The organism is Pantoea sp. Morm (assembly GCF_016643525.1).
In the GTDB taxonomy this organism is placed as follows: Bacteria; Pseudomonadota; Gammaproteobacteria; order Enterobacterales; family Enterobacteriaceae; genus Pantoea; species Pantoea dispersa.
In genome coordinates, this window is the sequence record NZ_VOQX01000122.1 from 1 (window position 1) to 11043 (window position 11043).

Consider the following 11043-nt stretch of genomic DNA (forward strand, 5'->3'; position numbering starts at 1 on the left):
ACGACGAGGGCGTGATGGTCAGGAAGGTGGATATCAGCGGGAAGCTGAGCGTAAAAGGACTCAGCCTGAAGGCGGGCAAGGCGTTCAGGGGAGAGCGTGTCGGGCTGAAGGAGACGGGGGAAGACGGTTATTACGAGGTGTGGTGGTACAGCACAAAAGTGGGGGTGATCGACCTGAAGAAAAAGTCGATCACCATGGGTAAAGGATGTTAAAAAGTGTTCACTATGTCCCCGAACACCTGTCTGCCATGTCCCCGGACTGTACACTGCGGGAGAGGGTTGGGGTGAGGGCCAGCGCGCACCCAACCCACTATAAATCCTGCGAATACACCTTCACCTGCACCTCAGGAAACTCCAGCGCATCACACTGATACTGCCAGCCGAAACGCTCGTAGTAGCCGCCAAACGTCGACCACAGCCACACCGTTGCATAGCCGCGCTGGCGGGCATAGTCCAGCACGTGCTGCTGCAGGGCGGCACTCAGCCCCTGCCCGCGCGCCGCTTCATCCACATACAGCGCGGCAACCCACGGATAGAGATCCTGACGGCTAATCAAATCGCAGCGCCAGAACCCTACCGTGCCGTGCGGCACGTCATCCTCGTCCAGCGCGACAAAGGTCACCGGAAACGCGGCACCGTTCAGGCTACTGCGTACAATGCTGTCGTAAAACGCGCGCGAGGTGCCGTCACCAAACGCCTGCCACAGCCAGTCGGTGATCTGGCTGGCGTGATGCGGCACGCTGCTGAGCGGCACGATGCGCATCAGTTCAGCTCCAGCGCCAGCAGTTCCTGAATGGTCTGCGCACGGCGAATCTCACGCGGCACGCCCTGCTCAAACAGCACTTCCGGGATCAGCGGACGGCTGTTGTAGTTGGAGGACATTGATGCGCCGTAAGCGCCGGTATCATGGAACACCAGATAATCGCCGACCTGTGCCGCTGGCAGCGCGCGGGTTTCCACTTTGCCGCCTTCCCGCTGGGTAAACACATCTCCCGACTCACAGAGCGGCCCGGCCACCACGCTCTCCACATGCGCGTCAGCCGGCGCGCTGCCATCGGCAGGCAGCAGCGAAATATGGTGATAGCTGCCGTACATCGACGGACGCATCAGATCGCTGAAACCGGCATCCACCAGCACAAAGTGACGGCTGCCCATCTGCTTCACCGCCCGCACCTGCGACACCAGTACGCCCGACTCTGCCACCAGGAAACGGCCCGGCTCGATCTCCAGCTTCACCGCATGGCCGAGGTGCGCCGCGATACGCTCGCGCGCGCCGTTCCACAGGCCGTAATAGTGCTGCGTATCAATCGCCTCCTCGCCAAAGCGATAAGGAATTGACAGCCCGCCACCCGCCGAGATGGCCTGCAGGTCCTGGCCAAAGGCCACTACCTGGTCGACCATCGCGTCGCACACCTGCTGCAGATGGCCATAATCGACGCCGGAGCCAATGTGCATATGTAGCCCCACCAACTGCAGGCCATGCTGCTGAATCGCCGCCAGCGCCAGCGGCAGATCGCTGTGCCAGATTCCGTGCTTACTGTTTTCGCCGCCGGTATTGGTTTTCTGGCTGTGACCGTGGCCAAAGCCCGGATTAATGCGCAGCCAGACGCTGTGACCCGGCGAAACCGCGCCGAGCTGATGCAGCATATCTACTGAGCCGGCATTCACCGGCACCTTCAGCTCGGCGATGCGCGCCAGCGTCGGTGAGTCCAGCACATCGGCGGTGAACACAATATCCTCGCCGCCCGGCTGAAAACCGGCAGCCAGCGCACGTTCGATCTCGCCGAGCGAAACCGAATCGACCTTGACGCCGGCAGCGTGCATCAGGCGCAGAATATGAATATTTGAGCAGGCCTTTTGCGCAAAGCGCACCACGTCAAACGCGCTGAGCTGCGCAATACGCTGCTGAATGATTTCGGCATCGTAAGCCCAGAACGGGCCGCTGTAGCGCTGCGCCAGCGGCAGCAGATTTGTGGCGTTAAGCGCCGTCTGGGAATCGTTAAGTGGACGTGGCATGAGCATTCTCCTGAGTCGTTGCTGTCATTTAGCCACAGCACAGTGATGCAGAAAAATATCTGTTTAAGCATCAGCTATGCAAATATGATATGGATGACATGGAGGCGACGATGGCAAAAATTAACTGGCGGCATATCGAAATCTTTCACGCGGTGATGACCAGCGGCAATCTGACCCAGGCTGCCACGCTGCTGCATACCTCGCAGCCAACGGTGAGCCGCGAGCTGGCGCGGCTGGAGCAGCAGTTGGGCTTACAGCTGTTTGAGCGGGTGCGCGGCCGCCTGCAGCCCACCGTGCAGGGGCTGCGGCTGTACGAAGAGGTGCAGCGCTCGTGGTACGGTCTGGATCGCATCATGGATGCCGCCGAAGGGTTGCGCAATTTCCGCCAGGGCGAGCTGTCCATCGCCTGCCTGCCGGTCTTTTCCCAGTCGCTGTTGCCGCCATTGCTGCAGCCGTTTTTACAGCGCTATCCGCAGGTGAGCCTGAATATTATTCCGCAGGAGTCGCCGCTGCTGGAGGAGTGGCTGTCGGCGCAGCGCTACGATCTCGGTCTGACCGAAACCCAGCATGCACCCGCCGGGACTGAACGCCTGGCACTGCTGACCTGTGATGAAGTGTGTGTGCTGCCGCCGCAGCATCCGCTGTGTCAGCGGGCGGTGCTGACGCCGCAGGATTTTCACGGTGAAAACTATGTCAGCCTGTCGCGCAGCGATAGCTATCGTCAGTTGCTGGATGCGCTGTTCCATGAGCAGCAGGTGGAGCGGCGGCTGGTGCTGGAGACGCACAGCGCCGCGTCGGTGTGCGCGATGGTGCGCGCCGGGGTGGGTATTTCGATTGTTAATCCGCTGACGGCGCTGGATTACGCCGACAGCGGCGTGGTGATGCGCCGCTTCAGTATTGCCGTGCCGTTCACGGTGAGCCTGGTGCGGCCGCAGCATCGACCGGCATCGGCGCTGGTCGATCACTTCTGCGACCACCTGCAGCAGCAGGTGGCCACCTTTACGCAGCGCATCGCCCAGCGTCTGGCTTAAGCGCGCACCGTCTCGCGCTGACCGCCCGATTTGCGGAAGGTCAGCAGACAAACCACTAATCCCGCTGCCGCCAGCGCTGCCGCCGCGACCGGCACCGCCGTCAGGCCATAGCCTTTATCGATTACTGCGCCGCCCACCCACGCACCGAGTGCGTTACCGACGTTGAAGGCCGAAATGTTGAGCGTCGACACCAGATTTGGCGCGTCTTTACCGTGGCGCACCACGTTAATTTGCAGGCCCGGCACGGTGGCGAAGGTCGCCATTGCCCACAGGAACAGGGTTACCTCTGCCAGCCACAGCGCATGGCTGGTCCAGCTGAACAGCAGCGAGAACACGGCGATCAGCGAGAAGCTGAGGATCAGGCTGAACGACACTTTCCAATCCGCCAGTTTCCCGCCAACAATGTTACCCACCGTCAGGCCAGCACCAATCAGGAACAGCGTCCAGCTGACGCCGCGATCGCTGATGCCGGTCACCTGCAGCAGCAGCGGCGCAATGTAGCTGAACAGCGCAAACATCGCGGCGGCAAAACACACCGTCATCAGCAGCGACAGCCACAGTTTGCCGTTGGCCAGCGCGCTGATTTCGCTCGCCAGGTGCACCGGTTTTTCATCTTTGTTAGTCGGCAGGCTGACAATCAGCGCGATGAACGCGAGAATGCCGATAATCGCCACGCCCCAGAAGGTGGCGCGCCAGCCAAACAGCTGACCAAACCAGGTGCCGAGCGGCACGCCCAGTACGTTGGCCAGCGTCAGACCGGTAAACATCAGCGCCACCGCCGATGCCTGACGGCCCGGCGCCACCAGGCTGGCCGCGACCACTGAACCGATGCCGAAGAACGCACCGTGACACAACGCGGTAATAACGCGCGCCAGCATCAGCAGGTTATAGGTATAAGCCAGCGCACAGAGTACGTTGCCGATGATGAAGATGATCATCAGCAGAATCAGGGTACGTTTACGCGGCAGTTTCGCGGTCAGCAGCGCCATGATTGGCGCGCCGATAGCCACGCCCAGCGCATAGCCGCTGATCAGCCAGCCCGCAGAAGGAATCGACACCTGCAGGTCACCCGCCACTTCCGGCAGTAACCCCATGATGACGAACTCCGTGGTGCCGATGGCGAACGCACTCAGCGCCAGCGCCAGTAATGCAACAGGCATAACACACTCTCCCAAAATAATTTTGCAGGCGGGCCGCACGACGAACGCCGTACGGTTAAGACAGACGCGTATCCCTCCGACAGTGCGGGGATGTTTATTTTTGAACTGCGTCACAGTCTGCTATTAAAGCACAGCCTCTGACTCTCAACCACCCGGGCGGCAGCAAGGCTATTTTGCCTGCGCGGCAATAATCCCGGCGCTAAAAAGTGTCGCTTATGCATCACTGAGACAGGATGGCGATAACAGACTACGCTTGATAACAGGTTGTGATCGCTGTCACAGCGACGGCGCTTTCTGGCGTTAAATCAGGCAGTAAAGGATGGTCGCACATTGCCGATACCCCAATGGATTGCCCGGTAATGCGGCGTCAACACAACAGGGGGACAGAGTTATGCGATGGATCATCGCGCTGGCGATCGGCGGCTTAAGCGGCTGCTCGGTCGGGCACTATGAATACAGCTCAGAAGCGGCCAGGCGCGTCGATATGACCGTCACCGGCATCCCCACCGTGCTCGGCATGGGTGCGCTGGGCACCACTATCCCCCTGACGCGCGAATACAGCCTGACGGCGGCGCACGTGGCCAAATATTCGCTGTATCGGGTGAAGGCCTGGCATCCGGAGTGCGATATCGCCGTGGTTTATCATGCGAATAAAGAAGCCAACCTGCCCCCGCAGTTCCGCAACAGCCATATCGGCGACAACGTTAATCTGTATGGGTATAGCTTTATCTCCGCGCTGCCGGTGGCATCAAGCGGCAAAAACCTGATCAATACGACGCTGAGCAATGACTGGAATAAGGCCAGCTGCGTAGTGGTGGCGGCCAATGCCGGCGTGGTGAAAGGCATGTCCGGCGGCGCGGTATATAACGCCAGCGACGACACGCTGGCCGGGGTGATTGTCGGCTATAGCAGTCGGATTGATGATAATAAGAGCGGCAAAACGTTGTTTAAAGATGTGGCGCTATATGTGCCTTATGCGCGGTTCCAGGCGTGGCTGGATGGGGTGGTGAAGTCTTAGGTCGGGTGCGCGCTGGTGCCCTCACCCCGGCCCTCTCCTACATGGAGAGGGAGAAGCTGCCACATGTTCGCTCGAACGCTTCCCTCTCCCGTTTGAGTAAGAGGATTAAGGTGAGGGAACCCACGGACCTTGCAACTGCACCTGCGGGAACCCGCTGGTCAGAATACGCAGCCCGGCATCGCGCGGGGTGTTGTCTCCTTGCCCCTGAATGCTGACGATATCCTGCGGACAGGCGGAAAACGCCACAAAACAATCCATCTCGGCGCGCAGCACAATATAGTCGCCCGGCTTCGTCACCACCGGCAGCGTCTTCAGCGTAATGCCATCCGGCTGCACCTGAATATTCATAAAAATATTAAACGAGGCCAGATTGCCGTGCGGTAGCGTCACGCCCAGCTCACGCATGCCTTCAAACAGATTGTCATGGCAGTTGCGATGCGGTTCGGTGCAGCCGAGCAGCTCATAACGACGTGCGTCGCAGGCTGCCATGAAGGTGTCGTGCACGCCAGGCGAGGTATCCGCCACCAGCGTCAAAATCGGGTGGCGCTGGCTGGTGATAAAGCTGTCGCCCACTTTGGGATTGAGACGTTGATTCCACACGCGCGTCGCCTCCATACACATATATTCACTCACATCCTCAGCATTGTACGCCCAGCAATCCACCACCTGCGTGCCATGCAGGTTAATCACCTGCACCGCTTCACCTTTCTTCAGGCGCACCGCTTTGCCGTAGCGCGCCGGGATGGTCATCGCTTCACGATGCTGAAATTCAGCCGACATGTTGTTCTCCTGATTAATGCTGCATGGCACGACGATAGCGCGTCATGCGAGATTCAAGGCCGCGCGCCAGCCAGTCGATGACGCTGTTGAGCAGCCAGTAGCAGAGCGCCACAGTGAGATAGATCTCCAGCGGCGCGTAGGTATCCGAAATCGCCTGTCTGGCGGCGTACATAAACTCCTGCACTGAGACAATCGACAGCAGCGCGGAGTCTTTAATCAAACCGATCATCAGCCCGACCAGAGGCGAAAGCATCTGCGGCAGCGTTTGCGGCAGCACCACGTCGCGCAGTTGTTCGCTGCGGCTCAGGCCGAGCACGCGGCACGCTTCCCACTGCCCTTTTGGTAGCGCATCAATGGCCGAGCGGATCACCTGCGCAATGTAAGGCGCGTAATAGAGCGTCAAGGCCAGCACGCCCACCACCGGCGATGACAGCGTGATGTCATATTCCGGCAACACAAAATAGAGCAGATAGATCACTACCAGCAGCGGCAGTGCAAGGGTTAAGCCGCTGTAAAGATTGAGCAACCGTAGCCAGAACCGCGAGGCGCGCATCAGCAGCACGGCCAACAGCGCGCCCCACAGCAGTGAGCAGAACGCCGCCACCAGACAGAGCTGCAAGGTGGCGAGCAGGCCGTCACCGAGCGATGGCAAAGAGGTGATAATGGCCTGCCAATCCATTACGCCAACCTCCGTTTCGCTTCTAAACGACGCGCCGCCGCAATTAACGGCATGGCGATCAGCAGATAACCGGCCGCCACCAGCAGCAGAACCTGCGTGGCTTCGTAGGTGCGGGCGATGACGATTTGTCCGGCGTAGGTCAGTTCGGTCAGCGCCACCACCGACGCCAGCGGCGTGGTTTTCAGCAGAATGGTGAACTCATTCACCAGCATCGGCAGACTGGCGCGCATCACCTGTGGATTGATGACGTACCACCACGTCTGCAAGCGGTTCAGACCCAACGTGCGCGACGCTTCCAGCTGTCCGCGCGTCACCAGGCTGCGGTTAACGCGCAGGATTTCCGCCACGTAAGCGCCGCTGTTGAGGCCAATGGCAATCACCGCCGCCAGCATCGGCTGACCGCCCAATCCCAGCCGCGGCAAGGTGAAAAACACCACAAACAGCTGCACAATCGCCGGCGTTCCGCGCATTACGCTGACATAGAAGCGCCCGATGGCGCGCCAGATCCAGGCACGACGCAGCTGCACGAAGCAGCCGAGCTGCCCCATCACCACGCTGACTAACGACGCCAGCACGGTGAGCACCAGCGTCATCAGCAGGCCGTGTCCGAGTTCCGGCAGCGCGGCCACTACCTGTTGATCCAGCCCCATGCGTTACTCCGCGTTAAAGTCGTGCAGGTTTTCCGCCGCCGACAGCAGCAGCGGCGCGGGACGGTCGTTGCCCTCAATGCCGGTGTTGCAGGCCGAGACGATGAACTGCGTATCCATCACTACGCGACAGGTAATGCTGTCACCGGCTTTGGTCAGGTTAGTTTCCGGCAGAATCTCGCCTTCTCGCGTCAGCCTGACGTGCATAAACAGGTTGATGGGATCTGGCAGCTTCGGCACCACCATGCCCAGACGCGCCAGCTCGCCGCGCAGCGCATCAAGGCAACCTTCGCCCTGATAGCCGCGCTCATTGAGAAACACCGTGGTGGACGCCGGCAGCAGCAGATCGTGACGCTTCACGCTATCTTTGCCCAGCACCATCATCGGACGGCGACGGTTATTCACCAGACGCATGCCGGAACCGAGCAGATAGCTGTTGCTGAACACCCGCGTGTGGTGCACCGACAACCACACGGCGGGATCGGCCACGCTAAAGCCAAACAGCGAAGCCACCGCGCCGTCGCCCTGGGCGGTGATGCGCAGTAACTGGCCGCGCAGCACGCGAATCGAACCGATGCTACCCGGCGCAACCGGCACCGGTTCAGCCAGCGTTCGCACGGCGGTTTCCTGATAATTTTCACGCATTAACAGCATGATTCATCTCCTGAGCGTGAAAATGGTCGCTGACCACGATGTCGATTGGCGTCACCTGCAGGCCGTTGCCGGGAATGATGTCCTGCGGACAGGATGAGACTGCGCAGATCAGATCGCACAGCGCTTCAAAGGTGATGCTGTCGCCCGCTTTGCTGTTGGGATCGGTCACTTCCATGCGGCCATCGGCAGTAACCGGGCCGTTCTGGAACAGATTGAACGGCTCCGGCAGCGAGAAGTAGGTAACGCCAAACATCTTCATCCCCTCCAGCAGGTTATCCACGCAGTTGCGATGCCCTTCGACACCGAAATCGATGCTGAAACGGGTGCGATCGCAGGCGGGCACGTTGGCGTCATGGATGCCGATACTGTCAGCAAGAATGCGCAGCATCGGGCGGTTTTCACTCGACCACAGTGCATCGCCCGGCTTGAAGAACAGCGAGCGCAGCTGCTGACGCGTGTGCACTGGCGACAGTTTCTCGTTCAGGTCATCGGCATTGACCGCGACGAAATCGGCCGCCTGCTGCCCTTCACTATCAATCACGGTAATAAACTGGCCCTTGCGCACGCGGAAGGTTTTGCCAAAGCCAGCAGGCACCGTCAGGTTGGACTGGCACATAATTACTCCTGCGGAATGAAGTCGCTGGCGGGCACGGTAAAGGTGGTGCCAAGATACTGCTGTTGCAGTCTGGTCAGTTCGCCGTCTTTCTGCATCGCCAGGATGTGGTCGCTAATCGCTTTCTTCAGGCTGCTATCTTCTTTACGTGTCGCCCAGCCCATCCACTGCGACGGGCCGACTTCGCCCACCTGCGCCACTTTGCCGGCATATTTTTTTGCTACCGGCGCGAGTACCGAGATGTCGTCATAAACGAAGTCGGCGCGTTTGGTCATCAGCGTGCTGACGGTTTGATCCAGCGAATCGACATTGATGATGGTGATCGGTTTCTTACCCTCTTTCTTCAACTGCTCATTGAAGCCCTTCAGCAGCTGCTCTGGCACGCTGGCCGTTTTCACCGCACCGCGCAAACCCGACAAGCTTTCCGGACTCAGGGTTTTACCGCTGAAAGTTTTCGCCTCAGCTTCACGCACCAGCACGCCGTTGACGGTTTTGCTGTATGGCACGGTGAACAGCACTTTCTTCGCGCGTTCCGCCGTGACGTTAAGGGATGAACCTTCGGCATTGAAAGAGCCCGAAATCAGGCCCGGCAGAATGCCGCTGAAGGCGGTTTTCTGAAATTCCAGTTTCACACCGAGATCTTTGGCAAAGGATTGCATGATCGCCACGCTGTAGCCGGTGATCTCACCTTTGTCATCGGTGTATTCGTAGGGAGGAAAGGTTGGATCGATACCGACGGTGATTTTGCCGCTGCTTTTGATGTCAGCCAGCGTGTCGGCTTGCGCCTGCGCCACGGTGCCTACGGAGAGAAGTGCAGCAATCAGCAGTGCTGTTTTTTTCATTATGGTGTTCCCCTGGTGTTGGTGAAATATCTTTTTCTACTGAGCACATTTTGTGCCAGATTTTTCACGACCATGCAGAACAACCAGAGAAAAAATGTGATTTATTCAATTCAATCAAATAGAAACATTTGTTTCTTTTTTTTATTTTTAATTTCTATCATTTCACTCAGCGTAGAATGGGGATGGATGGACTGGCAAACGCTGGTTGGAATTGCACCACTTTGGTGATTTTTCTGGCGCACCCTGCGCCAGTACGGCGCATTATTCCAGTTCGTCGAGGGATTGGTGTAGCGCTTCGATTTGCGCGAGATGATTGTTACTGGCTTTACCCATTTGTCGGGCCACCAGTGAACAGAGCAGATTACACACGCCGGAGAGCGCGGCGGTGCTATCGAAGATCAGGCTGCTGTCGGTGTGACAGCGGATGACCCACTGCGCATGGCGCGCCGGTTTGCCGGAGAGCACGTCGGCGATATACAGCATCGGCACGTTGCGCTCGGCCAGCGCGTTCATTGCTGCCTCCAGCGCGGGCATGCGCCGACGCAGACCGATACAGATCACCACATCCCCGGCGGTCAGAGCCGCTATATGCTCAGCCAGCGAATCGCCGGGACGCGGCAGCAAACGCACATCGGAGTGAATATGGATCAGATCGCGATAGATCAGATGCGCGATGGTTTGACTATGCCGCCAACCCATCACCACCACGCGCCGCGCCTGGCTGATGGCGCTGACCGCCTGCTGCAACTGTTCACTGTCCAGCGTGCGATAGCTGTTAACCAGGTTGGCGATCTCTTTCTCCAGATGCTGCTGCATGATGCTGGCCAGCGGCGACGCGCTGGGTACCGGTTGCAGATAGAGCGGTGAACCACTGCTCTGCATTTCACGCGCCTGCCGACGTGCGGCTTCATAACTTTCGTAGCCGAGATGGCGAAAGAAGCGTGTGGTGGTGGCTTTGGACACGCCCGCGCTGTGTGCCAGTTCAGTGGCGGTGTTCATGGCTAACTGGCCCGGTGCGGCGAGCAGTACATCGGCAAGTCGCTGCTCGTGGCTGGAGAGTTGATCCCAGTGCTGACGAATCCGACCCTCTAACGTAGCCGCTTTTGCACTCATGGTGATTTCCTGAAAAATGAAAAAAAACCATCCTGCACAGAGCGTGCCGGGTTGTCATCAGGAATTTTATGGTGGGGGGAAGTTGGGTGCGAACTGGTGCCCTCACCCCGGCCCTCTCCCACGGGGAGAGGGAGAAAACCAGAGCGGCCTTCTGCCACGGGGAGAGGGAGAAAACCACAGCGGCCCTCTCCCACCGGGGTACAGGCAAGTCCCCTCTCCCCATGGGTGTACAGTCCGGGGACATGGCAGACAGGTGTTCGGGGGCATAGTGAACACTTTTTAACATCCTTTACCCATGGTGATCGACTTTTTCTTCAGGTCGATCACCCCCACTTTTGTGCTGTACCACCACACCTCGTAATAGCCGTCTTCCCCCGTCTCCTTCAGCCCGACACGCTCTCCCCTGAACGCCTTGCCCGCCTTCAGGCTGAGTCCTTTTACGCTCAGCTTCCCGCTGATATCCACCTTCCTGACCATCACGCCCTCGTCGT

General features: G+C 59.1%; 12 protein-coding genes and 2 pseudogenes. 3 read left to right on the forward strand and 11 right to left on the reverse strand.

Features of this window, described 5'->3' with window-relative positions:
• Nucleotides 1-212, forward strand: a pseudogene (locus FT726_RS24195) (IS481 family transposase); the annotation flags it as partial.
• A gap of 97 nt (nt 213-309) precedes the next feature.
• On the opposite strand, the gene FT726_RS24200 reads toward FT726_RS24195, so the two are convergent.
• The gene (locus FT726_RS24200; RefSeq protein ID WP_021506687.1) at nt 310-762 is read right to left on the reverse strand and encodes a GNAT family N-acetyltransferase; all 453 of its coding nucleotides are present in this window, start codon (nt 760-762) and stop codon (nt 310-312) included.
• Nucleotides 762-2015 carry a diaminopimelate decarboxylase gene (gene lysA / locus FT726_RS24205; protein ID WP_346303582.1) on the reverse strand — a complete coding sequence of 418 codons (1254 nt, stop codon included), beginning with the start codon at nt 2013-2015 and terminating at the stop codon, nt 762-764. Before lysA ends, FT726_RS24200 begins: the two co-directional genes overlap by 1 nt.
• 110 nt (nt 2016-2125) lie before the next feature.
• Here lysA and FT726_RS24210 point away from each other — a divergent pair, with 110 nt between their 5' ends.
• Nucleotides 2126-3046, forward strand: coding sequence for a LysR family transcriptional regulator (locus tag FT726_RS24210; protein ID WP_288424788.1), 921 nt, complete (start codon nt 2126-2128; stop codon nt 3044-3046).
• On the opposite strand, the gene FT726_RS24215 is transcribed toward FT726_RS24210, so the two are convergent.
• Nucleotides 3043-4206, reverse strand: coding sequence for an MFS transporter (locus FT726_RS24215; protein ID WP_346303583.1), 1164 nt, complete (start codon nt 4204-4206; stop codon nt 3043-3045). The genes FT726_RS24210 and FT726_RS24215 overlap by 4 nt on opposite strands.
• 391 nt (nt 4207-4597) lie before the next feature.
• On the opposite strand from FT726_RS24215, the gene FT726_RS24220 reads away from it, so the two are divergent.
• Nucleotides 4598-5224 carry a hypothetical protein gene (locus tag FT726_RS24220; RefSeq protein ID WP_021506683.1) on the forward strand — a complete coding sequence of 209 codons (627 nt, stop codon included), beginning with the start codon at nt 4598-4600 and terminating at the stop codon, nt 5222-5224.
• A gap of 105 nt (nt 5225-5329) precedes the next feature.
• Here FT726_RS24220 and FT726_RS24225 read toward each other — a convergent pair whose 3' ends face one another.
• The 8 genes and pseudogenes from FT726_RS24225 to FT726_RS24260 all read right to left on the reverse strand — a co-directional run.
• A complete protein-coding gene (locus tag FT726_RS24225) occupies nt 5330-6004 on the reverse strand; it encodes a DUF1989 domain-containing protein (protein ID WP_058757078.1) in 675 nt (224 codons plus the stop codon).
• 13 nt (nt 6005-6017) lie between these two features.
• Entirely contained in the window at nt 6018-6683 is a 666-nt protein-coding gene (locus FT726_RS24230; RefSeq protein ID WP_288424787.1) for an amino acid ABC transporter permease, read from the reverse strand.
• Complete coding sequence (locus tag FT726_RS24235; RefSeq protein WP_058757080.1) at nt 6683-7333, reverse strand: amino acid ABC transporter permease; 651 nt, start codon at nt 7331-7333, stop codon at nt 6683-6685. The genes FT726_RS24230 and FT726_RS24235 overlap by 1 nt, the downstream gene beginning before the upstream one ends.
• A gap of 3 nt (nt 7334-7336) precedes the next feature.
• Nucleotides 7337-7984, reverse strand: coding sequence for an urea carboxylase-associated family protein (locus FT726_RS24240; protein WP_288424786.1), 648 nt, complete (start codon nt 7982-7984; stop codon nt 7337-7339).
• Nucleotides 7968-8600, reverse strand: coding sequence for an urea carboxylase-associated family protein (locus FT726_RS24245; protein WP_288424785.1), 633 nt, complete (start codon nt 8598-8600; stop codon nt 7968-7970). Before FT726_RS24245 ends, FT726_RS24240 begins: the two co-directional genes overlap by 17 nt.
• 2 nt (nt 8601-8602) lie before the next feature.
• Nucleotides 8603-9439, reverse strand: coding sequence for a transporter substrate-binding domain-containing protein (locus FT726_RS24250; protein ID WP_346303584.1), 837 nt, complete (start codon nt 9437-9439; stop codon nt 8603-8605).
• 261 nt (nt 9440-9700) lie between these two features.
• Nucleotides 9701-10552, reverse strand: coding sequence for a MurR/RpiR family transcriptional regulator (locus FT726_RS24255; RefSeq protein ID WP_288424782.1), 852 nt, complete (start codon nt 10550-10552; stop codon nt 9701-9703).
• Nucleotides 10553-10831: 279 nt separating this feature from the next.
• Nucleotides 10832-11043 (reverse strand): annotated as a pseudogene (locus FT726_RS24260) (IS481 family transposase); the annotation flags it as partial.

Coding starts and splice junctions, on each gene's coding strand:
- lysA (WP_346303582.1), bottom strand. CDS start 2,015: ATGCCACGTCCACTTAACGATTCCCAGACGGCGCTTAACGCCACAAAT.
- FT726_RS24240 (WP_288424786.1), bottom strand. CDS start 7,984: ATGCTGTTAATGCGTGAAAATTATCAGGAAACCGCCGTGCGAACGCTG.
- FT726_RS24225 (WP_058757078.1), bottom strand. CDS start 6,004: ATGTCGGCTGAATTTCAGCATCGTGAAGCGATGACCATCCCGGCGCGC.
- FT726_RS24215 (WP_346303583.1), bottom strand. CDS start 4,206: ATGCCTGTTGCATTACTGGCGCTGGCGCTGAGTGCGTTCGCCATCGGC.
- FT726_RS24200 (WP_021506687.1), bottom strand. CDS start 762: ATGCGCATCGTGCCGCTCAGCAGCGTGCCGCATCACGCCAGCCAGATC.
- FT726_RS24210 (WP_288424788.1), top strand. CDS start 2,126: ATGGCAAAAATTAACTGGCGGCATATCGAAATCTTTCACGCGGTGATG.
- FT726_RS24255 (WP_288424782.1), bottom strand. CDS start 10,552: ATGAGTGCAAAAGCGGCTACGTTAGAGGGTCGGATTCGTCAGCACTGG.
- FT726_RS24250 (WP_346303584.1), bottom strand. CDS start 9,439: ATGAAAAAAACAGCACTGCTGATTGCTGCACTTCTCTCCGTAGGCACC.
- FT726_RS24245 (WP_288424785.1), bottom strand. CDS start 8,600: ATGTGCCAGTCCAACCTGACGGTGCCTGCTGGCTTTGGCAAAACCTTC.
- FT726_RS24235 (WP_058757080.1), bottom strand. CDS start 7,333: ATGGGGCTGGATCAACAGGTAGTGGCCGCGCTGCCGGAACTCGGACAC.
- FT726_RS24230 (WP_288424787.1), bottom strand. CDS start 6,683: ATGGATTGGCAGGCCATTATCACCTCTTTGCCATCGCTCGGTGACGGC.
- FT726_RS24220 (WP_021506683.1), top strand. CDS start 4,598: ATGCGATGGATCATCGCGCTGGCGATCGGCGGCTTAAGCGGCTGCTCG.